At 24.5% G+C, this 22570-nt stretch carries 22 protein-coding genes and 1 other annotated feature; of the genes, 16 read left to right on the plus strand and 6 right to left on the minus strand.

Annotated elements, in window-relative coordinates:
- Positions 1–76 precede the first annotated feature (76 nt).
- The 5 genes from ACYQ1T_RS13920 to pyrE all read left to right on the plus strand — a co-directional run bounded on the left by ACYQ1T_RS13920 (position 77) and on the right by pyrE (position 4340).
- Positions 77–925, plus strand: a complete 849-nt coding sequence (locus tag ACYQ1T_RS13920) for a TerC/Alx family metal homeostasis membrane protein (protein WP_459835861.1) — start codon at positions 77–79, stop codon at positions 923–925.
- A gap of 89 nt (positions 926–1014) precedes the next feature.
- Positions 1015–1265 (plus strand) — a binding site (T-box leader).
- Positions 1266–1311: 46 nt separating this feature from the next.
- Positions 1312–1794, plus strand: coding sequence for an Lrp/AsnC family transcriptional regulator (locus ACYQ1T_RS13925; RefSeq protein ID WP_459835863.1), 483 nt, complete (start codon positions 1312–1314; stop codon positions 1792–1794).
- The gene (locus ACYQ1T_RS13930) at positions 1791–2960 is read left to right on the plus strand and encodes an aminotransferase class I/II-fold pyridoxal phosphate-dependent enzyme (RefSeq protein ID WP_459835865.1); all 1170 of its coding nucleotides are present in this window, start codon (positions 1791–1793) and stop codon (positions 2958–2960) included. Before ACYQ1T_RS13925 ends, ACYQ1T_RS13930 begins: the two co-directional genes overlap by 4 nt.
- A 101-nt stretch (positions 2961–3061) precedes the next feature.
- Positions 3062–3487, plus strand: coding sequence for a hypothetical protein (locus tag ACYQ1T_RS13935; RefSeq protein WP_459835868.1), 426 nt, complete (start codon positions 3062–3064; stop codon positions 3485–3487).
- Between the two features lie 172 nt (positions 3488–3659).
- Positions 3660–4340 (plus strand): orotate phosphoribosyltransferase, encoded by a 681-nt coding sequence (pyrE, locus tag ACYQ1T_RS13940; protein WP_459836567.1) that lies wholly within the window; start codon positions 3660–3662, stop codon positions 4338–4340.
- 41 nt (positions 4341–4381) lie between these two features.
- Here pyrE and ACYQ1T_RS13945 read toward each other — a convergent pair whose 3' ends face one another.
- Positions 4382–5365, minus strand: coding sequence for an alpha/beta hydrolase fold domain-containing protein (locus ACYQ1T_RS13945; RefSeq protein WP_459835870.1), 984 nt, complete (start codon positions 5363–5365; stop codon positions 4382–4384).
- A 155-nt stretch (positions 5366–5520) separates the two neighbouring features.
- On the opposite strand from ACYQ1T_RS13945, the gene ACYQ1T_RS13950 reads away from it, so the two are divergent.
- The 9 genes from ACYQ1T_RS13950 (at position 5521) to ACYQ1T_RS13990 (ending at position 15836) form a co-directional block, all read left to right on the plus strand.
- Positions 5521–6507, plus strand: a complete 987-nt coding sequence (locus tag ACYQ1T_RS13950) for a hypothetical protein (protein ID WP_459835872.1) — start codon at positions 5521–5523, stop codon at positions 6505–6507.
- Positions 6476–7372, plus strand: coding sequence for a hypothetical protein (locus tag ACYQ1T_RS13955; protein WP_459835875.1), 897 nt, complete (start codon positions 6476–6478; stop codon positions 7370–7372). Before ACYQ1T_RS13950 ends, ACYQ1T_RS13955 begins: the two co-directional genes overlap by 32 nt.
- A gap of 314 nt (positions 7373–7686) precedes the next feature.
- Positions 7687–8181: a QueT transporter family protein gene (locus ACYQ1T_RS13960; protein WP_459835877.1), complete on the plus strand. Its 495-nt coding sequence runs from the start codon at positions 7687–7689 to the stop codon at positions 8179–8181.
- Positions 8182–8287: 106 nt separating this feature from the next.
- Entirely contained in the window at positions 8288–10210 is a 1923-nt protein-coding gene (locus ACYQ1T_RS13965; protein ID WP_459835880.1) for an ABC-F family ATP-binding cassette domain-containing protein, read from the plus strand.
- Positions 10211–10233: 23 nt separating this feature from the next.
- Positions 10234–11601 (plus strand): MBOAT family O-acyltransferase, encoded by a 1368-nt coding sequence (locus ACYQ1T_RS13970; protein WP_459835882.1) that lies wholly within the window; start codon positions 10234–10236, stop codon positions 11599–11601.
- A gap of 83 nt (positions 11602–11684) precedes the next feature.
- Entirely contained in the window at positions 11685–12296 is a 612-nt protein-coding gene (locus ACYQ1T_RS13975; protein WP_459835885.1) for an acetate uptake transporter, read from the plus strand.
- A 77-nt stretch (positions 12297–12373) separates the two neighbouring features.
- The gene (locus ACYQ1T_RS13980) at positions 12374–12556 is read left to right on the plus strand and encodes a hypothetical protein (protein WP_459835887.1); all 183 of its coding nucleotides are present in this window, start codon (positions 12374–12376) and stop codon (positions 12554–12556) included.
- Between the two features lie 182 nt (positions 12557–12738).
- Positions 12739–14217, plus strand: a complete 1479-nt coding sequence (locus ACYQ1T_RS13985; protein WP_459835889.1) for a DUF7788 domain-containing protein — start codon at positions 12739–12741, stop codon at positions 14215–14217.
- Positions 14218–14816: 599 nt separating this feature from the next.
- Complete coding sequence (locus ACYQ1T_RS13990) at positions 14817–15836, plus strand: tyrosine recombinase XerC (protein WP_459836569.1); 1020 nt, start codon at positions 14817–14819, stop codon at positions 15834–15836.
- Positions 15837–15884: 48 nt separating this feature from the next.
- On the opposite strand, the gene ACYQ1T_RS13995 is transcribed toward ACYQ1T_RS13990, so the two are convergent.
- Positions 15885–16253, minus strand: a complete 369-nt coding sequence (locus tag ACYQ1T_RS13995) for a hypothetical protein (RefSeq protein ID WP_459835891.1) — start codon at positions 16251–16253, stop codon at positions 15885–15887.
- A 166-nt stretch (positions 16254–16419) separates the two neighbouring features.
- On the opposite strand from ACYQ1T_RS13995, the gene lexA reads away from it, so the two are divergent.
- Both lexA and ACYQ1T_RS14005 read left to right on the plus strand, forming a co-directional pair.
- Entirely contained in the window at positions 16420–17019 is a 600-nt protein-coding gene (gene lexA / locus ACYQ1T_RS14000) for a transcriptional repressor LexA (protein ID WP_459835894.1), read from the plus strand.
- 75 nt (positions 17020–17094) lie between these two features.
- The gene (locus ACYQ1T_RS14005) at positions 17095–17889 is read left to right on the plus strand and encodes a DUF3267 domain-containing protein (RefSeq protein WP_459835896.1); all 795 of its coding nucleotides are present in this window, start codon (positions 17095–17097) and stop codon (positions 17887–17889) included.
- 47 nt (positions 17890–17936) lie between these two features.
- Here ACYQ1T_RS14005 and ACYQ1T_RS14010 read toward each other — a convergent pair whose 3' ends face one another.
- The 4 genes from ACYQ1T_RS14010 to mutL form a co-directional block, all read right to left on the minus strand.
- Positions 17937–19214 (minus strand): methionine gamma-lyase family protein, encoded by a 1278-nt coding sequence (locus ACYQ1T_RS14010; RefSeq protein WP_459835898.1) that lies wholly within the window; start codon positions 19212–19214, stop codon positions 17937–17939.
- A gap of 131 nt (positions 19215–19345) precedes the next feature.
- Positions 19346–19579: an RNA chaperone Hfq gene (gene hfq / locus ACYQ1T_RS14015; protein WP_459835900.1), complete on the minus strand. Its 234-nt coding sequence runs from the start codon at positions 19577–19579 to the stop codon at positions 19346–19348.
- A gap of 35 nt (positions 19580–19614) precedes the next feature.
- On the minus strand, positions 19615–20541 hold the full coding sequence (gene miaA / locus ACYQ1T_RS14020; RefSeq protein WP_459835902.1) for a tRNA (adenosine(37)-N6)-dimethylallyltransferase MiaA: 927 nt from the start codon (positions 20539–20541) through the stop codon (positions 19615–19617).
- A gap of 26 nt (positions 20542–20567) precedes the next feature.
- The gene (gene mutL / locus ACYQ1T_RS14025; RefSeq protein WP_459835904.1) at positions 20568–22562 is read right to left on the minus strand and encodes a DNA mismatch repair endonuclease MutL; all 1995 of its coding nucleotides are present in this window, start codon (positions 22560–22562) and stop codon (positions 20568–20570) included.
- Positions 22563–22570 lie beyond the last annotated feature (8 nt).

A 22570-nucleotide genomic window follows, 5' to 3' on the forward strand; every position in this document is an offset into this window, starting at 1 on the left:
TTTTTATTTAATTTATTTCTAAACTATTTTTAAAATTCATATAAATAGTTTGTAGTAATAAAAAGGATGTGTAAAAATGAAAAAAAATAAATCACTATATAAGCTTTTATTTTGGATTGCTCTTTCTATAACTTTTAACATATATATATTTTTTTATATAGGAGAGAGAGAAGCTATTGAATTTTTTGGAGGATATATTCTTGAAATGTCCTTAAGCTTAGATAATCTATTTCTATTTTTAATGATTTTTTCTAGTTTTAATGTCCCATCAGAGTATCAAGAACGTGTTCTTAAATATGGAATACTAGGGGCTATGATTTTAAGGTTAATATTTATATTATTAGGCGTATCTATAATAAATAAATTTAATTTTATTATATATATATTTGGTATTATATTGTTTTTTAGTGGAATACATATGTTTTTCGAGAAAAATAAAAATAATAATGTACATGATAGCAATATAATAAGAATGACCAATAAATTTATTCCAGTAACAGATAAATTTTATGGAAATAAATTTTTCAAGTGTATAAATAAAAAGATCTATGCTACACCTCTACTTGTTATATTACTAATAATAGAAGGATCAGATGTTATATTTGCAATGGATTCTATACCAGCTATTTTTTCAATAACAAGAAATACATTTATTATTTATACCTCTAATATTTTTGCTATATTAGGTTTAAGAAGTATGTACTATATATTAGCAAGAATGAACAATATGTTTAAATTTATGAAATATGGAGTAGCATTTATATTAATGTTTACAGGTATAAAACTACTTATATTATATTTTAATATTGAAATATCAATTGTGGTTTCAATACTTATAATTATGATTATATTATTAATAAGCATACTTTTCTCTCTTTTATTTGATAATAGGTCTAATAGAAAAAGTAACATAAAATTTAGATAGTTATTAAGTTTAAAAAATACAATATTTTTTATAAAAAACCTATTGTATTTTACAAAGTTTATTATTATAATAATAAAAAAGAAAATATCTTAAAAATAGTGATGAGAAATAGTATAATAAGGGAACTTTTCAGAGAGCTAAGTAATGGTGAGAATTTAGTATGGGAACTTATTAGAAGCAGTCTTTGAATTTCTTATTGAGAACTAAGAATTTTTATTCTTAATGTAGGTAATGACGTGTCCCTTACGTTATAAAGGGTTGTATATTTTAATATACATACTGAGTGAGTAAATTAATTTACTTATTAGGGTGGTACCGCGAATATTCCTTCGTCCCTTTATGGGATGGAGGTTTTTTTATAATCAAATTTATTAGGAGGGCTAAATATGGATGAAATTTTAGAAATTTTAGAAAAAAATAGCAGATATAGTGATGAAGAAATTGCAATTATGTCTGGTAAAACTGTTGATGAAGTAAGAAATGCTATTAGAGATTATGAAGAAAAAAGTATTATTGCTGGATATACAACATTAATAAATTGGGAAAATACTGGTAAGGAAACAGTTACTGCTCTTATAGAAGTTAAGATAACCCCTCAAAGAGGTGTTGGATTTGATAAAGTTGCTGAAAGAATTTATAAATTTGATCAAGTTAAAGCATGTTATTTAATGTCTTCAGGTGGTTTTGACCTTACTGTAATAGTTGAAGGGAAAACAATGAAGGAAGTAGCTTTATTTGTATCCAATAAACTTTCTGTACAAGAATATGTTAACGGAACAGCAACACATTTTGTATTAAAAAAATACAAAGATCATGGAACTATATTTAAAGAAAAGAAGACTAATGATAGGGAGGCTATATTTATATGATTTTAGAAAATATGATTTTAGAAAATGTTAAAAATATGCCGCCTTCAGGAATAAGAAAATATTTTGATATGATAAATGAAATGGATAATGTAATATCCCTTGGAGTTGGAGAGCCAGATTTTGTTACGCCATGGAATGTAAGAGAAGCAGGAATATATTCACTAGAAAAAGGACACACTCATTATTCCTCTAATGCAGGATTTTTAGAATTAAGAGAAGAAATATCAAAATATTTAAATAGAAGATTTAACCTAAACTATAATGCTAAAGATGAAATTTTAGTAACTGTTGGAGGAAGCGAAGGAATTGATTTGGCTTTAAGAGCTTTAGTTGGACCTGGAGATGAAGTTATTATTCCTGAACCTAGCTTTGTTGCATATAAAGGCTGTACTGCTTTTACAGGAGCAACATCAAAGGTCTTAAACTTAAAAGCCGAAGATGAATTTAAATTAACTCCTAAAATGTTAGAAGAGGCTATAACTGAAAAGACCAAAGTAGTTATAATTCCATTTCCTAATAATCCAACTGGCGCAATTATGACTAAAGATGAATTAGCAGCTATAGTAGAAGTTTTAAAAGATAAAAATGTAATAATATTATCAGATGAAATATATGCTGAATTATCTTATGATCAAGATCACGTATCTATAGCAAGTTTTAAAGAAGTACGAGATAAGACTCTTGTAATTAATGGTTTCTCTAAGGCTTATGCTATGACTGGTTGGAGACTTGGTTATGTATGTGGCCATCCTATTTTAATTGATGCATTAAAGAAAATACACCAATATGCATTAATGTGTTCTCCTACAACAGCACAATATGGAGCCATTGAAGCACTTAAAAATGGAGATGATAGTGTTAAAGAAATGGCAAAAGAGTATAATAGAAGAAGACGTGTATTATTAAATGGCTTTAGGGAAATGGGATTAGATTGCTTTGAGCCACTGGGAGCATTATATTTATTTCCATGTATAAAATCAACAGGTATGACTTCAGATGAGTTTTGTGAAAGATTACTTCTAGAAGAAAGAGTACTAGCTGTTCCAGGTAATGCTTTTGGTGAATGTGGAGAAGGGTTTATTAGAGCTTGTTATGCTGCTTCAATGGATGATTTAGTAGAAGCTTTAAAACGTATAAAGCGCTTTTTGGAAAATAATAAAAAATAATTTGTTATTAATTTATATTTATCTTCTTACATTTATTGCCTAGCTTAATTTTCAAAATTATTCATATACTATATATATGAATAAAAGGAGGTGCCAAGGCTGTGATAAATAAAAAATATATTATGGTAATTTCAGCTTCTTTATTAGTTGGAGAACTATTAAACTTTAAAGTAAATGCAATAACATTAAAGCCTAATAGTGTTAGAGTCTCAAACTCTTATAATATAATAGTAAATAAAGAAAAGTTTGATGAGTTTTGGACCTCAGAAAATGAAAGTTTTTTAACCTCTGAAGATAAGGAAAAGATAAATCAATTAAGAACTAAAAGTGAAAATGGTGAAATACTATCTGGTTCTGAAAAGTCTCTTTTAAAAAGTATGAAGGTTGAAGTAATCAGAAAAAAATTAGGTGAAGAAAAATTTAATGAACTTCAAAAGCTTATTGAAAAAAGAGAAGGTTCTATTGATCTTACCTTACCTGAACGAGCTAGGTTATATCAATTAGATAAAGAGGCAACAGGTAAATAACTTTTTTTATTCATCTTAAGAAAAGGAATATAATTAGTTCCTTTTCTTTTTGTTTACATTTTAATATTGAAGAAATATTAGTAAAAGATTTAAATTAATGATAGAATAAATAAGACGGATAAAATACTTATAAATAAAAATAATATATGTGTGCATGAAAGGAATGATTTTAATGGAAAAATATAAAAAAGAATTTATTGAATTTATGGTTAAAAGTAATGTATTAAAATTTGGAGAATTTGTAACTAAAAGTGGAAGAAAAACACCATTCTTTATTAATACAGGTAATTATACTACAGGAGATCAACTAAACAAATTAGGTGAATTTTATGCAACAGCTATAAATAAACATTTTGGAAATGATATAGATGTTTTATTTGGACCAGCTTATAAGGGAATTCCGTTAACAGTTACTACTGCTATATCAATGAATAAACTTTATAATACAAATGTAGAGTATTGTTCAAATAGAAAAGAAGTTAAAGATCATGGAGAGGGTGGAATTTTACTTGGTGCAAAAATAGACGATGGTAGTAAAGTTGTAATAGTAGAAGATGTTATGACAGCTGGAACTTCAATTTATGAAACAGCACCAATATTAAAAGCCCAAGGAAATATAGATATAAAAGGATTGATTATATCTGTAGATAGAATGGAAATGGGAAAAACTAATAAATCAGCTCAAGCTGAAATAAAAGAAGCTTTTAATATATCTACATTTTCAATAGTTACAATGTCAGAAGTTGTTGAGTATCTTTATATGAGAGAAATAGATGGTAAAATACATATAGATGATAAAGTAAAGTCTGCCATAGATGCATACTATGAAAAATATGGAGCTAAAAATAATTAGAATCTCTAGAGATAGTAGTTATATAACTACTATCTCTTTTTTTATAATGGTGTATGAAATGTTAAAAATTTTAACATTTCAAAAAAAGTAGCAATTACCTCTTTTTCACTTATTTCTGTAAAATCATGTTTTGTTTCTTTTAATGATAACAATTTACATTTAACATTGTAATCAGTAAGTTTTCTATATAACATTATTGAATTTGAATAAGGTACTAATGTATCATTTTTGCTATGTACTATAAATGTTGATGGAGAGTTGCTATTTACATAATTTATTGGACTATATTTAGACTCTAATAGATTTAAATTTTTAATTGAGCTTATATTATCTTGCATATTATTATCAAGTAATGTTATATCTAATGTAGATAAGTCTGTAGGACCAAATATATCAATTACATATTTAACATTTGATGGATATTGTGCTAAATCTTTATCATCTATAAATTCATCCTTATCTGAATATGAAGCTAATAATGCTAAATGAGCTCCAGAAGATATTCCCATTAATCCAATTTCATTTGTATTAATGTTATATATATCTTTATTTTTATATACCCATCGTATAACATCTTTTATATCACAAATAGGCTTTTCTAAATCTAAATTATTTTTTAAAAGTTCGTAAGATACACTTATAATTGTGAATCCATTTTCACAAAATGATTTTATAATGGGATTAAAACTTCTAGGTATTCCTTTATCTCCATATATCCAACTTCCTCCATGAACATATATTATAACTGGAGAACCATTTTTATTTTCTTTCTTAGAGCTGTATATATCTAATGTTAACTTAGAATTGTTAGTATTTTTATATACAATATCTTTATAATCCATAATATCTGAATTTATATAATTAGTTAATTGACTCATTGATTCAACAGCTTCTTCAGATGAATTAAAATTCTGTAATCCGTTTAAAACTATATTTATAGATCCTTTAAAAAATATTAATATTGTAATTGTAGTTAGTATTGTTGTTATTAATGAAATTGCTGCTAATTTAATTATTTTTCTCAATTGTAGTCACCTCTCTAACAATAAATAAACAATACTAATATTATAGACATAAAATATTAATCTTAATTAAATCAAAAGATATTTATATACCATTTAATACTTATAAACATATACTAATATTAATTATAAGCAGGAGGGGGAAGCCATTTATTAGAATGAATAATAATTTAAAAGATATAAATAAAAATATAGATATTATGAGTTATGATGCTAAAGATAAAAATATATTAAGTACATTTTATGGGAAAATGTTAACTTCAGATATTACATTAATAATTTATAATAGTTATGAAGAGGCTAATAATATTGAAACTATATTAAAATATGATAAATATATTAATATTAAAAATAACCTTATATTTGATAACTTAATAATGGATGAAGATATCAGCTCAATTATAAGTAAAATTAATTTGCTTAATAGAGATTTAATAAAAAAGAAAGAGTTGTTGTATAAGATTTTCAATATCTTTTTTAATAAAAATGATAATGGAAAATCATTATTAGATATGTATAAGTGCACAAATAAAATTATTAATAATAGTGATATAAGATATAGATATTATTATATATATAAAGAAAATTTAGATTTAAACAAATATAGCTATTCATATTTAAAAAATATCACAGAAGAAATTTTAAATGATAATATATTACTTAAATATATTAAGTTTAGAAGATTTTCAAATAATAAGGTATTTGATAGATTTATTAATAATATTAAAAGTGATATTGTAGATAACACCTATAAAAAAATTAGCAAATTATTGAATAATCCTATTTCATTTGAACTACCTTTATATTCATCTAAGTATAAAAAGGATTTTATAGAAACATTTCTTATTAAAAATAATATTGATAATGAAAGCTTAAAAACTTTATCAGAGGTAGTAAATATAAAATATAATGGAGATTTATTAACTAGAAAACCTAAAAAAAAATTATGGAATCCTTTAAATTGGAATAAAAATAGAGAAAATAAAAAAATAGAAGAAAAAAATCTTTTATTATACAAACATTATGAGGACGAAATTTTATTTGAATATAAAGAAAATCTTGAATATTTAAGCATATATATTAAAGCATTTGACTTTTTAAAAGAAGTTGTCAATGATAAAGAATATAAAATTTTTATTAGGTGAAAATGTAATAGATTACTTAAACGCTTTAAATAATACCTTAAATATATATAATAACTTTCAAGAGATAGTATCAGATATAAATGATGTAGATAATAATAAGATAGAAATTCTTAATTATTGTTATAATAAGACAAATAATAAAGAAGAGCTAATAAGTTTACTAAGCTTACTTCCAGAGTTAAAGTTACTAAAGAGCATTGAAGAGGATGAAAATAAATATAATGACGTTTTATATTTATATAAGGATTATAGTATTATAGTAGATGAAATAAAAAAATCAGAGTCTATAAAAAATATATTTATCGGAAAATTATTAAAAAAAGTTTTTAAATTAGATGAAAGCTTTTTCAAAGATATTAAATATATAATGATTAATAGTTCAAATTACAATAAAATTCCTAAAGAATTATTAGATATAGTAGAGACAAACTATATAAATGAAAGTGATAATATATTTTATTTGACTAATAATGTAATTAAGGATATAAATAGTAATAATTTTCTTGATATAACCTATAATTTATCTGAAAAAAATATATATAATGGAGATAAATATAAATTTATAAATGGTATTATAGACTTTATAGATAAAATTGGATGTAAATATAGAGTTAATTATATGTATGGCAAGTATATATTTCCAATAGTTATATATAATAATGAAAAAATAGTTTTAGCTATTGATTTTGATGAAAGTATATATAATTTAAACTATAATTTAGAGTATGATGATATTTATAAGAGTATTTTTCTAGATAAAAGTAAAGTTAGCTATTTAAGATTATGGTCTCGTGATTGGTATCTAGACTCAAAAAAAGTCCTTAAAAATATTGAGATAATTATAAAAGATTTATTACAGTTATAATTTATCTTCATTGACAATAAAATTCTAATATACTATAATGATAAAGGTCAATTGAATATAACTAAATAAGACAGTTCGTAAGCCTCCTGTCTCTAAACAAAACTAAGGTTAAATTTACGCAATATATTAAATTTAGTATTATTTATTAATTGAAATGATATTTTTAATTTTATTGGTTATAATAAAGTTTAAATAGTTTTTTATGTGTGTTATTAGCTATTGAGGGTTACAATGTTTTTTTGTAATCCTTTTTTATATGGTTTTGTATTTTATTATTCAATTTACTATTAATAAAATACTTGGAGGGGTTTTATATGAAAAATAATTTATCCAAAAGACTTGTGAAAACAGCTTTTATTGCAGCTATTTATGCAGTTATTACTATAATTTTGGCACCAATTAGTTATGGACCAATTCAATTTAGACTTTCCGAAATACTTGTTCTTTTAGCTTTTATAAATCCATTTTATATCGGAGGTTTAACGCTAGGATGTTTAATAGCTAATATTTTTGGTGGGTTTGGATTAGCAGATATAGTATTAGGAACATTCGCAACATTTTTAAGTGTTTCTGCAATATCTTTAACTGGTAAAATATTAAAAGATTCAAAATTTAGTTTATTTATTGCTTCTATATGGCCAACTATATTTAATGCTTTAATAATTGGTTGGATGTTAAAAGTGGTAGTAGAAGTTCCTATACCTATGAGTTTAGCAATGATTCAAGTTGGCTTTGGTGAATTTGTTGTAGTTAGTGTTATAGGTGTTCCAATAGCAAAAATACTATTTAAATATTTAAAAGAGGATTAAAGTATATATTACTTTAATCCTCTTTTATTCTCATATCATAGTATTTTCAAAGAAAGATATTAATGGTAAAATAACATTTAGTAACAGATAATAAAAGGAGTTATATATGAATTTATTAACATTAGATAATATAAATAAAACTTATAGTGAAAAGATTTTACTTAATAATATATCATTAGGAATAAATGAAGGAGACAAAATAGGACTAATTGGTATAAATGGAGCAGGGAAATCAACACTTTTAAAAATAATAACTGGAAAAGAAGAATTTTTTGATGGGAAAATTACTAAAGGTAAAAATATAAGAGTAGAATATTTATCACAAAACCCTAACTTTAAAAATGATACAACTATTTTAGAGCAGATATTTAAAGGTGATACAAGAGAAATGAAATTAATCATGGAATATGAAAGTATTCTAGAGAAAATTGATAATGGTAACTATAATGAAAATGAACAAGAAGAGTTAATAAAACTACAAAGTCAAATAGATAATATGAATTTATGGGATTTAGAAAGTGATGCAAAATCTATACTAACCAAACTAGGAATAAAGGATTTTAATTCTAAAATGGGTGATTTATCTGGTGGACAAAGAAAAAGAGTCTTTCTTGCAGCATCACTTATAACCCCTTGTGAGCTTTTGGTTTTAGATGAACCTACGAATCATCTTGATGCTTTTTCAATAGAATGGTTAGAAGAATTCTTAAATTCTAGAAAAGGTGCCTTATTAATGATTACTCATGATAGATATTTTTTAGATAGAGTAGCTACTAAAATTTTAGAATTAGATAGGGGAAATTTATACAATTACGATGGTAATTATAGTGAATTTCTAATTAAAAAGATGGAACGATTAAAAATTGAAGAAGCTAATGAAGAAAAAAGACAAAAGTTAATTATTAAAGAATTAAAATGGGTTAGAAGAGGAGCTAAAGCTAGAACAACAAAACAAAAGGCACGACTTCAAAGATTTGATGAATTAGTAAATCAGGAATATGTTGAAGTTGATAACAATATAGAATTACCATTTGTAGGCAGACGTCTTGGTAAAAAAATTATAGAGATTAATAATTTATCTAAAGCTTATAATAACAAAATATTAATTAAAGATTTTAATTATATTTTCTTGCGTAATGATAGAATCGGAATAGTAGGCAATAATGGCATGGGAAAAACAACCCTTATAAATATTATAAAAGGAACTGTTCCTCAAGATAAGGGATTAATAGATATAGGGGATACTGTTAAAATAGGTGTATTTTCTCAAGATGATACTCATATGAATGTTAAAATGCGAGCTATAGATTATATTAAAGAAGGCGGAGAAAATATTCCAACTGAAGATGGAAGCAGCATTACAGCTTCACAGTTAGCTGAAAGATTTTTATTTAATGGAACAATGCAATATACTCCAATTGAAAAGCTTTCTGGTGGGGAGCGAAGAAGATTGCATCTTCTTAGAGTATTAATGGAAGCACCTAATGTACTTATTTTAGATGAACCAACAAATGATTTAGATATACAAACACTAACTATACTTGAAGATTTTTTAGATACTTTTATGGGAGTTGTATTAGTAGTTTCACATGATAGATATTTTTTAGATAGGATATGCCATAAAATATTTGCTTATAAAGGAAATGGATTTATTAAAGAGTACAATGGTAATTATAGTGATTATCTACTTATTAATCAAATTGAAGAAGATAGTTATTATGAAGAAAAAACTATTATAAAGAAGCAAATAAAAACAGAGAGTAATACTAGTAAAATTAAGAATGAAAAACCTAAGTTTACTTTTAAAGAACAAAAAGAATTTAATGAAATATATGATGTAATTGAAAAAATAGAAACTGAGCTTACTAATTTAGAAGTAAAAATGAATAAAAATTCATCTGATTATGGATTACTTAATGAACTATTGAAGGAAAAAGAAATCTTAGAAGAGACTTTATTATTAAAATATGAACGTTTAGAATATTTAGAAGATATAGATAGAAAAATAAAAGAATTTAAAGAAAATTAAATTTAATGTGATTGGAGTAAAAAATGGTTTTTAGTAGCACTATATTTATTTTTAGATTTTTACCTATAGCGTTATTTATATATTTTTTAACACCAAATAAATTTAAAAATTTAACTTTACTTATTTTAAGTTTGATATTTTATTCCTTTGGAGAACCAAGATACTTTATAATTATGATTTTTTCTATATTTATTGATTTTTTTATTGCCAAAGCAATATACAAAAATCAAAATAAGAATAAATGTATTGTTTTATTAACTATATCTATTCTCTTTAATCTTGGAATATTATTTTACTTTAAATATTTTAGTTTTTTTATGGATAATATTAATAATATATTTAACATAAAAATTCCTATAGTTAATTTAGCATTACCACTAGGAATAAGCTTTTATACTTTTCAAACCATGTCTTATACAATTGATGTATTTAATAAAAAAATTAAACCCGAAAAGAATATTATTAATTTTGGAGCTTTTGTTTCATTATTTCCTCAACTTATTTCAGGGCCTATTGTTAAATATTCTGATATAAATAATGAACTTAAAAATAGAAAAATAAATATAGATGATATAGAGAAAGGAATTGAAGAATTTATAATAGGACTTGGTAAAAAAGTATTAATTGCAAATAATGTAGGATTGCTTTGGAGTGAAGTACAATCTATTGGTTTTACAAATATTTCAACACCCTTAGCATGGATTGGTATTCTGTCATTTTCTTTACAGATATATTTTGATTTTAGTGGATATTCTTCTATGGCAATAGGACTTGGGAGAATTTTAGGTTTTAACTTTCCTATTAATTTTAATTATCCTTATATATCTAGAAGTGTAACAGAATTTTGGAGAAGGTGGCATATTACACTAGGATCATGGTTTAAAGAATATGTTTATATTCCTTTAGGTGGTAATAGAGTAGGGGTCTTTAGAGGAATATTAAATCTGCTTATTATATGGGTATTAACAGGTTTTTGGCATGGTGCTAATTATAACTTTATTTTATGGGGATTATATTTCTTTATATTTATAGTTATAGAAAAATATTTAATAAAATTCTTTTTAAAAAAGCATATAATATTATCTCATATATACTGTATATTAGTACTTCTTATAGGTTGGAGTATATTTTCTATAACAAACTTAAATGATTTGGCTATATTTTTAAAGAAATTATTTATATATTCAAATGGATTAGAGTGGATTTATTATTTAAGAAATTATATAGTAATATTATTTTTAGGTATTATATTATCTACTCCGTTATTAAGAAAAGTATATTTAAATACTAATAATTATATAAAATCAACTATTATGATTTTAATTTTTATAATTTCTATTGGATATTTAGTTGATGCCTCATATAATCCATTTTTATATTTTAGATTTTGATAATATGTGCATTGACAGGAAATAAAATTTCTGTTACTCTTGTAAAGGTCAAAATTAAATGACTTTATACAAAGGAGGAAATTATGGAAAATACTAAACATATAAAAATTGTCACAGCTGATCCATCAGCATTAGGTTTATTTGGACTAGCAGTTATAACTTTAGTTGCATCTTCTCAAAAATTAGGACTAACTAATGGTGTATCCCTTGTATTACCTTGGGCAATATTTTTAGGTGCAACAGCACAATTATTTGCTTGCATAAATGATTTCAAGCATGATAATACTTTTGGTGCTACGGCTTTTGGTGCTTATGCATTTTTCTGGTATGCAATGGGTATGACTTGGTTAATTCAAAATGGTGTATTTGGTGAAAAATTAGCTTCAGCTTGCGATACTAAACAATTAGGTTTTGCATTTTTAGCTTATTTAATTTTTACTATATTTATGACAATCGGCGCTTTAGAAACACATAAAGTTTTATTTGGTATATTTGCACTAATAGATTTACTATTTATGGGGCTGACTCTTAATGCATTTGGAATAATTCCTGAATTTGCACATCATTTAGCAGCTTTTTCCGAACTTGGAATAGCTATATTATCATTTTATGGTAGTGGAGCAGCTGTACTTAATAAACATTTTAATAAAATATTTTTACCAGTAGGTAAACCGTTTGGAATATTTAAAAATTAAAGGATCTATAAAGGTCCTTTTTTAATTTTGGGGATTTTTTTATATTATGATATAATTATAAAAAGGATGTGATTTTATTGGAAATAAAAGTATTTTTAAAAGGTAAAAAAGATCCAATTGTGTATAGTGGTGATAGAATAGATATTTTAAATTTTACTTTAAATGGCGTAGAGTATAAACAGATTAGATGTTTTAAAAATGGTTTTTCAAAATCAGAGCTTATAGATACTAAAATAATAAATAAATTAGAAGAAATATAAAGGGCATTTTGTTATGCTCTTTTGTTCTATAATAAAATAATTTACATATATTTTATTATAAGAGATACTAACAGCTAAATTTATAAAAAATAGTATCTTGTTAAAGACATATGCAGCTAGAAATAAATCTCCTTTTGGGTTATTTTATATGTGTCTTGATTTACACTTAGTGAGGTGTTAGTATGAAAAATAAAATATTTATAAAAGTAAGAGAAGAATTATGTAAAATATCAGAAATAGATGATATTTCTTGTTTAAATGAATATATATATCTAATAGAATTTATTAATAATATAGAATATTTAAGAAATGCAAATGAAGATGAAATTATTATAAGTTTTACAAAGATTTTAGACTTAAATAGTGAATTAAGCCTAAAAGCATTATTTTATATAAGAGATAAGGTAAATGGACTCGGGGAGAGAAGAGTATTTAGAATTTTGCTTCATTACTTAGCTATAAATTATACAAATTTAATAAAAAACAACTTACATCTGATACCGATTTATGGGAGATGGGATGATTTATATAGTTTTTTTGAGACTCCATTAGAAAATTATACTATTACAATTATAAAAAAACAGTTGAATTTAGATATTAAATCCAATAATCCCTCTTATTTAGCAAAATGGCTTAAATCTGAAAATACTTCCTCTATGAAAAGTAGATTATTAGGGAGAAAAACAAGAGTACTTCTCGGATATAGTCCAAAAGAATATAGAAAAACTTTAAGTTTATTGAGAAAAAGAATAGGGGTAATAGAAAGAGTTTTAAGTGAAAAAAAATACTCTGAAATTAATTATAAGAATTTAACTATAAATAATTTAATATATTATAGAAAAACTCTTATAAAAAATGATAGTTATAATTATATAAATTTTATTAATAACCTGTCTACTAAAAATATAATTAAGTTTTTTAATACTGATTATATAAATTCACCTAATAAAGTGATCAAATATATCCTTAATAATACTGATGAAAATTTTAATGAATTATTTAATGTTGCTTGGGAGGGGATTTGCAATTCTCTAAAAAGTAAATTATTAGATATTAATGAAACTATATTAATTTTTGATATTAATATAGAAGATATTATAAATAAAAATAAATCCTTTGAAATATTCATTACAGCATTAATGTTATTTAATAATTTAAATAAAAACAATCTAAAAGATTATTTTATTTATTCCAAAGGAGTTTCTAAGTTTAGTAAAATAAAAGGAAATACTATTATAGATAAAATACAAAATGTAAATATCAATAATGCTTTTGCAGATATAAATTTAAAGTCTGCTTTAGATTTATTATTATTTACTGCTATAAAAAAGAACTTTTCAAACAATGAACTTCCTGAAAATATTCTTTTAATCACAAGTAAAGATTTTAATTCTTTTAGTATTAGTGAAAAAGAAATTGAAGATATTTCTGATAAATGGACTTCTTTTGGATATAAATTTCCATATTTGAATATCTGGAGTCTTAATCATAAATATTTAAATGTAGATATTGAAAAAAAAGATAATATAACATGTATAAGTGGATTTGATGATAAAATGTGGGAATATATTTTATCTAATACAAATAGAAATATAAACAAAGATGAAATTCTAATTTATAAACTACTAAATGATTTATATAAAGATGTAAAAATTAATTAGTGCTTTAAGCACTAATAGAGATAGCTTTACATAATGTTTATTATGGTTATAAATTTCTATATTATTTAAAAGAAAATAAAATGTTTATCTTTTTTTAATTTAAAATATAAATATAAGAAATAATATATGTACAAATACGTCTAAAATATTCTATAAATAATTTCGCTAAATATACATTTATTATATTTCGTAGTATTGAAGGTATGAAAACTCTGTGATATAATAAAATCAAGGCATTACAGAGTTTTTGGAGGTAAAAAATGAGTTTTGAAAGTAATAAAATATATAAATATAAGAATTTTGAATATGACTCTGAGGTTTTAAAGTTATTAAATACCCCTTTAACTTTAACTGATAAAAAAAAATTACATAAAATCTACTCAAACTACTATAATCTTAATATTGAAAGATCTTATCAATATATTATTGAAGATATTTTTATATTAGTTGTTAAGAAAAAATTAACTACTTCTCAAATTGCATCTATTTACGGAACTGGTGTTAGGAATATTCAATTGTGGTTAAAAGAATTAGGTATTAATAGAGATATTAAAACAGCTTTGAAAATAAAAAAAACAAACTCCTTTTCTGTCGAAAAAATGGATTTAAACTCTAATTCATCTATAGATAATTACGGTATAATTCCATTCGAATCTGAAAATATACCTGAAGCTCTTACTGATTTTTTGAATTATTTAGAAGTTATAAAAGGAAAATCTCCTAATACTATTTCGGGATATAAAATCGATATATCTATGTTCTTTAGATTTCTTAAAATATATAAAGGTTTAATTAATGATCCTAGTTTAGAATTTGGAGAAATTGATATTTCTGATATTAATTCAGAATTTATAAGAAAAATTAAGTTAACAGATATATACGCTTTTCTTTCATATGCTGAAAAACAAAGAGGAAATGGTAATTATTCACGTGCTAGAAAAGTTGCTGCTTTAAAATCCTTTTTTAAATTCCTACATGGAAAAGCAAAAATAATTGATGATAATCCAACACTTGATTTAGAATCTCCTAAAATAAATAAACGTCATCCCGTTTATTTAACTTTAGATGAGAGTTTAACGCTTATCAATTCCTTAGATAAAACAAATAAAAATTATAAAAGAGATTATTGCATTCTTATATTATTTTTAAATTGTGGAATGAGATTATCTGAATTATGCAGTATAAAGATAAGTAAAATAAAAGGTGACACCTTGTCTATAATAGGTAAAGGAAATAAAGAAAGAACTGTTTATCTAAATGATTCTTGTATTAATGCAATAAATGAATATTTAAAAATTAGAGATGATTCAAAATGCACTGTAAATGAAGATAAAGAATTTTTATTTCTATCAACAAGATATAAACCTATAAATAAAAGAACCGTTGAGCTATTAGTAAAAAAACATATTAATTCCGCAGGAATAACAAATGGAAAATATACTCCTCATAAACTTAGACATACCGCCGCTACACTTATGTATAAACATGGCAATGTAGATATCAGAAGCTTACAAAATATACTTGGTCATGAAAATATATCAACAACACAGATATATACTCATGTAGATGATGAACAGTTAAGAGATGCGGTTAAATCTAACCCCCTTGGAAATTTATAATCAAGCATAAAAATTACTCCTTCTTAAAGATGGAAGGAGTAATAATATTTATCTTTTTAATTTTCTAACACCAGGAAAAATCTCTTCAGTTAAATCATCTAAAGTCCCCTCTCCTAGCACTTCTATATCTTCTATATATTCTACATTTTCAAAGGCATCTATGTATTCATTGAAACCTTCATCTTTTAAAAAGTCTTCTGCTGTAAGAATAAGATCTTCTTTATTTTCAAACTCTTTTTCATTTATTGATTTCTTAAACTCTTCTTCTAAATATTCATTTTCTTCTACTGTTTTAGCTATTTCTTCAATATTTATAGCTCTTACATCAATCCCCTGTTCTTCTAAACATTTACCACAATTATCACATATTTTATTAGAATACAAATCACAATAATCATCTTCGTTATATTTATTCATTTTTACACCACTTTCGTTTGAATGTTAAAATTCATTATAACAAAATATGAAAATTTAATCAAATATAATTATATTATCTTTATTTAGAACATAAGTTTCCAGAACGTAAGTTTGATATATTAACATAGTTATGTTATAATAAAGCAAAGATAGCGAGGTGTTAATTATGAACGAAATAAAGGATAAACAATTAGAGATTTATGAGTTCTTAAAAACATATACTGAAAACAAAGGATATCCCCCATCTGTAAGAGAGATTTGTGATGCGGTTAATTTAAAATCAACTTCTACAGTTCATGGACATCTGAAGAGATTAGAAAAAAAAGGGTTAATTAAAAGAGATCCAACTAAGCCAAGAGCCTTGGAAATTGCAGAAATGTCAAAAAAAGAAATGCTTAATATTCCTATAATAGGAAGAGTTACTGCTGGCGAACCTATTCTTGCAACTGAAAATATAGAAGATACTTTTACCTTACCAATAGACTACATAAAGCACGATAAGGATTTATTTATGCTAAAGGTAACTGGTAATAGTATGATAAATGCTGGAATAAATGATGGGGATTTTGCAATTATTGAAAAGGTTCAAACTGCTAATAATGGAGATATAGTAGTTGCACTTATAGAAAATGATGCAACAATAAAAACTTTTTATAAAGAAGAAAATCATATTAGATTACAACCTGAAAATGATACACTTTCACCTATTATAGTTGATGATTGTAGTATTTTAGGAAAATTGGTAGGATTATTTAGAGCATATTAATATTATAAGAGTCATACAGTATATTGTATGACTCTTATTTTTTGAGCATTTATAATACTTAAAGGGGTGAAAAATATGAAATTCTTATTATCCAAAAATAATAATTTAAATTCTTCATTAGAGCTTGGTAATTATTACTTTAATGAAACTATCGACAAAAAAAATTATATGTCAATAATTTTAATATCAAAAATTATATTAGCTTGTTTTTATGCTTTTGGTCTTGGGTACAGCTTATTTTATTGTGCCGATAATATGGTTACTACAGGATTTATATTTTTAGGTTTACTTATTTTATGTTGCTTTGCGTTAGAAATTCCTCATGAGTTTATTCATTTATTGTTCTTTCCTCAAGCTTTAAAAAATAAAGAAACGTACTTAGAATATAACTACAAAAAATTACAAGCTACTACATATTCTGAAAATAAATTAACAAAATTCAGATTTCTTTGTATGTTAATTACACCGTTTATTTTGCTAACAATTATTCCGACGATTATTAGTTATTATTTAGAGTTTAATATTTACCTTTATGCAATTGCCTCAGCAAATGCTATAATTTCCGGATCTGATTTAATATTTTTTATTATTATGTTATATAAAGCCAGCTTTAAAACTGATATATTAGTTAATAACTCAAAGTTTATGTTAGTTAATGAAAACTTAACTAATAAAGAATTATCTGTAGATAATACTAAAAATAATATAGAAAAAAACAATATTTTTAATTCTATCAATAAAAGCCCTAATTTAGATGAATCTTGCTATCAATTACTTGAAAATATTTCAGAAAATCAAGACGAGTTAGAGATAAAAAACAAACTTGAAAAAGAAGATTCTATAAAAGAAAGTATTTTCAATATTGATTAATAAAAAATGCCATGAAAAGTATAATAAAATACTATTCATGGCATTTTTTATAATATATTATTTAAAGATATAAGTATTCCTATTTTAGCATGATCAAAAGTCAATCCACCTTGTAAATAAGCTATATACGGCTCCCTAATAGGTGCATCAGCTGATAATTCTATTGAAGATCCTTGTATAAATGCTCCCGCTGCCATAATTACTTCATCATTATATCCTGGCATAGCCCATGGTTCACATTCAACAAAAGAATCTATCGGTGATCCCTTTTGAATTCCCTTACAGAATTTAACTAAATTTTCTTTATTACCAAACTTAATTGCTTGAATTATATCACTACGTTTTTCATTATATTTTGGAAGAACTTCAAAACCTGCTAATTCCATAATTCTAGAGCAAAAAGTTGCTCCCTTTACAGCTTCAATAGCTATATGAGGTGCTAAAAATAATCCTTGATATAACTGTCTCATAACTCCGAACGTTGAGCCGCATTCTCCCCCAATACCAGGAGTAGTTAACCTAAAACTAGCTTGTTCTACATATTCTTTTTTACCAGCTATATATCCTCCTGTAGGTGATATTCCTCCTCCAATATTTTTTATTAATGATCCTGCTATTAAATCAGCTCCAACATCTGTTGGCTCAATTATATCAATAAGCTCTCCATAACAATTATCTACAAATATAATAATATCTTTTCTTATATTTTTTATATATTCAATTACTTCGCCTATTTCTGATACTAAAAATGAATTTCTCCAACCATATCCTGTACTTCTTTGTATATGAACTAGTCTTATAGTTTTATCACTCTTTAAGATATCCTCTATTTTTTCTAAATCAAACTTTCCATCTTTAAGATCTACTTGTTTATAATTTACTCCATACTCCTTAAGAGATCCTATATTTTCTTTTCCGCTTATTCCTATTATATTATGTAATGTGTCATATGGTGCACCTGAAATACAAACCATAGTATCACCAGTTCTTAAATTTCCCATTAAAGCACAGCCTATTGCATGAGTTCCATTTACAAAATGAGGTCTTACAAGTGCTGACTCAGTATTGAAAATTCTAGCATAAACTTTATCTAAAGAGTCCCTACCAATATCATCATATCCATATCCAGATGAATTAGTAAAATGAGAATCACTAATTCTTTCATCTTGAAATGCTTTTAATACTTTTAATTGATTAAATTCTCTTATTTCATCATAAACTTTAAATTGTTTCTCTACATCTTTTAATGCTTCATTATATAATTTAAATGTCTCCTCTTTAAATTTATAAGATTTTATCATCATTTCTTCAGTTAAATTAAGCATACAATTACGTTACATAAGTCATTATGTAACTACTCCTTTCATTATATAAGAAATTTTCATCTTTCATCTTACCATATTTTTAAAGTTTTTTCAAAGTTCTATATAAAAAGAAATAGGTAAGCAAAACTTACCTATACGTCATCATTATTAAATAAAATAGTTTTTCCTGGTGTTATTGTAGTAATAGCATGTTTATATACAAGCATTTGTTTCCCATCAGAATCTAAAACAACTGTAAAACTATCAAATCCCTTAACATATCCTTTTAATTGAAATCCATTAGTTAAATAAATAGTCACAGGTATCTTATTTTTGCGGGCTCCATTTAAGAAAATATCCTGTAAGTTATTGGTTTGTTTATTCAAACTTAACACCTCCATGTAATTTTATAAATATATTTTTAGTAAGTTACATCATAAATTATCCTTTTAAGTATCTCTTCATCATTAGTATTATCTTTATTTATTATTATTGCTCTTGGATCTCTATTAAACCAAGTTATTTGCCTTTTAGCATAATTTCTAGATCCTTGCTTAATCATATCAATAGCTTTTTCTAAAGTAAATTTTCCTTCTAAATAATAAAGTATTTCCTTATATCCTATTCCTTGCATTGACTGTATAGAAGAATTATACCCCATTTCTCTTAACCTTATACATTCATCTACTAATCCACGCTCTATCATTAGATCAACTCTTTTATTAATTCTTTCATATAGAGTTTCTCTATTCATATTAAGAAAATAAAATTTAATATCATATTCACTTTTATAGAACTCATCACCAGAATTATAAGAACTGAATGGTTTTCCAGTTAATTTATAGACTTCAAGAGCTCTAATAACTCTTTTTCTATTATTCATATGTATATCATTATAACTAATAGGATCTATTTCTTTTAAAAATTCATGTATATATCTATTTCCGTTCTCTTCTGCTATGTTATTTAGATATTCTCTATATTCCTTATCAGTTTCAGCATCTGTAAAATTCATATTACAGGTTAAAGCATTAATATATAATCCAGTTCCCCCTGTAAGTATTGGAATTTTTCCTCTTCTTAATATATCTTTTAAGTACTCTTCTGCTTTAACTTTATAATCTGCTACTGTAAATTGAATATTAGGTTCAATAATATCAATCATATGATGAATAATACCATCCATTTCAATTTTGCTAATTTTAGCAGACCCTATATCCATATATTTATATATTTGCATTGAATCTGTTGAAATTATTTCACCATTTAATTCTTTTGCTAATTTAATAGATAGTTCCGTTTTTCCTATAGCAGTTGGTCCAGCAAGAACTATAACTTTTTCTTTCATTTTCGTCTCCTTAATAATATAAGTTATTATACTATTCTTCTAAATTTTTTGTCTAATTCATAATCTGTAAATTTTATTATCACTGGTCTTCCATGTGGACAATGGAAAGGATCTTCAATATATCTTAACTGTTCAATAAGTTTATACATTTCAATTTCAGATAACGTATCATTAGCCTTTACTGCTGCTTTACAAGCAAGAGATGCAACCTTTCCAAGCTTAACCTCTGATGTTTTTCCGCTCCCTAAAGACTTAAGATTTTCAATAATACTTAAGAATAAATTTTTTGAATCTAATTTACCTAAGAAATAAGGTACCTCTTTTAATGCTAGAGTATTTCCACCAAAAGATTCAACTTTAAATCCTGCCGATTTAAATATTTCTATATTTTCCTCGTAGTAACATAAATCATCTACTGTAAGCTCTATTAAAGTTGGAATAAGTACAGGTTGAATTATAATATTTGAGTTATCAATTTCATTTAAATATTTTTCAAATAATATTTTTTCATGAGCAGCATGTTGATCTATTATATAGAGAATAGATTCGTACTCTGCAAGTATATAAGTTTTATTAAACTGACCGATAACCTTTAATTCTGGAAACTTAGCTATTTTATCTAATACTACATCTGTTTTATACTCATTGTTATTATTGTTTAAACAACAATTTTCTTTTAATTTTAGGTTATTATATACTTCTTTATTTTCTTTTAAATTACTATAATCTATTTTTTTAGTCTTATATATCTCTTTAGTTCCAATACTATTAAAAGTATCTTCTTTTAATAGTATTTCTCCGTTCTCTTTCATAGATCTTAATTTATTATAAAGGTCTTCCTCTGCTTTAACTTCATCAAGTGTGATTCCATCCAGATATTTTAGAGTAGCCTCTTCCTTGTTGATTTTTGAATATGTAGAGGAATTATTTTTATTAATAAAGTCATTAAATTCAATGTTAAATGAAATTTTTTCTAACTGTTCACTTTCATTTTTATTAATAGTTTCTTCTGGTACATAAAATTCATTAAAAACTTCATTTTTAAAAGCTTTATGTACCGTATCAAATACTTTTTTAAATATAACTCTATCTTCTTTAAATTTTATTTCTGCTTTTGTTGGATGAATATTAACATCAATAAACTCAGGATATATATTTATAAATAAAACAAAGAAGGGAAATTTATTTACCGTAGCAAAAGATTTAAAAGCATTTTCTATAGCTACAACAATGGTTTTATTTTTGACATATCTATTATTTATAAATATACTTTGATTATTTCTAGAGCCTCTTGATATTTCCTCTTTGCCTATATAACCATATATAGAAATATTATCTTCATTTGAACTGAAATAAATTAAATTTTCACTAATATTTTTCCCGTAAATGGTTCTTATTACATCACCTAGATTATTATTACCATATGTGTGTAATACTTTCTTACTATTATTATATAGTTTAAAAGAAATACTTGGATTAGATAATGCTATTCTAGTTACTATGTCGTTAATCAAAGCACTTTCTCTTGAGGATGTTTTTAAAAATTTTTTTCTTGCAGGAACATTATAAAATAGGTCTTTAACTTCTATAATACTTCCTGTATTCATACCAATTTCTCTTATTTCTTTAATATTTCCACCTTCAACTAGTATTTCTGAACCAATATCACAATTATTTACTTTACTTTTTAATAGGACTTTAGAAACTGAAGCTATTGATGGAAGAGCTTCCCCCCTAAAACCTAATGTACTAATAGAATATATATCCTCTACTGAATTAATTTTTGACGTAGCATGAGGTAAAAAGGCTTTTTTAATATCTTCACTATGTATTCCGTATCCGTCATCAATAACCCTTATTAAAGCTAACCCGCCATCTTCTATTTCAATAGTTATATTTTTAGACTCTGCATCAATTGAGTTTTCAATAAGCTCCTTTACTACAGAAGAAGGACGCTCAACCACTTCTCCAGCTGCTATTTTATTTGAAGTATGTTCATCTAATATATTAATTCGTTTCAATTTATCAC

This window comes from Clostridium carnis (assembly GCF_054657435.1).

Excerpts from the sequence above, each read along its gene's own strand:
- ACYQ1T_RS13920 (WP_459835861.1), top strand. The coding sequence starts at position 77 with ATGAAAAAAAATAAATCACTATATAAGCTTTTATTTTGGATTGCTCTT.
- ACYQ1T_RS13925 (WP_459835863.1), top strand. The coding sequence starts at position 1,312 with ATGGATGAAATTTTAGAAATTTTAGAAAAAAATAGCAGATATAGTGAT.
- ACYQ1T_RS13930 (WP_459835865.1), top strand. The coding sequence starts at position 1,791 with ATGATTTTAGAAAATATGATTTTAGAAAATGTTAAAAATATGCCGCCT.
- pyrE (WP_459836567.1), top strand. The coding sequence starts at position 3,660 with ATGGAAAAATATAAAAAAGAATTTATTGAATTTATGGTTAAAAGTAAT.
- ACYQ1T_RS13950 (WP_459835872.1), top strand. The coding sequence starts at position 5,521 with ATGAATAATAATTTAAAAGATATAAATAAAAATATAGATATTATGAGT.
- ACYQ1T_RS13955 (WP_459835875.1), top strand. The coding sequence starts at position 6,476 with ATGATAAAGAATATAAAATTTTTATTAGGTGAAAATGTAATAGATTAC.
- ACYQ1T_RS13960 (WP_459835877.1), top strand. The coding sequence starts at position 7,687 with ATGAAAAATAATTTATCCAAAAGACTTGTGAAAACAGCTTTTATTGCA.
- ACYQ1T_RS13965 (WP_459835880.1), top strand. The coding sequence starts at position 8,288 with ATGAATTTATTAACATTAGATAATATAAATAAAACTTATAGTGAAAAG.
- ACYQ1T_RS13970 (WP_459835882.1), top strand. The coding sequence starts at position 10,234 with ATGGTTTTTAGTAGCACTATATTTATTTTTAGATTTTTACCTATAGCG.
- ACYQ1T_RS13975 (WP_459835885.1), top strand. The coding sequence starts at position 11,685 with ATGGAAAATACTAAACATATAAAAATTGTCACAGCTGATCCATCAGCA.
- ACYQ1T_RS13985 (WP_459835889.1), top strand. The coding sequence starts at position 12,739 with ATGAAAAATAAAATATTTATAAAAGTAAGAGAAGAATTATGTAAAATA.
- ACYQ1T_RS13990 (WP_459836569.1), top strand. The coding sequence starts at position 14,817 with ATGGATTTAAACTCTAATTCATCTATAGATAATTACGGTATAATTCCA.
- ACYQ1T_RS13995 (WP_459835891.1), bottom strand. The coding sequence starts at position 16,253 with ATGAATAAATATAACGAAGATGATTATTGTGATTTGTATTCTAATAAA.
- lexA (WP_459835894.1), top strand. The coding sequence starts at position 16,420 with ATGAACGAAATAAAGGATAAACAATTAGAGATTTATGAGTTCTTAAAA.
- ACYQ1T_RS14005 (WP_459835896.1), top strand. The coding sequence starts at position 17,095 with ATGAAATTCTTATTATCCAAAAATAATAATTTAAATTCTTCATTAGAG.
- ACYQ1T_RS14010 (WP_459835898.1), bottom strand. The coding sequence starts at position 19,214 with ATGCTTAATTTAACTGAAGAAATGATGATAAAATCTTATAAATTTAAA.
- miaA (WP_459835902.1), bottom strand. The coding sequence starts at position 20,541 with ATGAAAGAAAAAGTTATAGTTCTTGCTGGACCAACTGCTATAGGAAAA.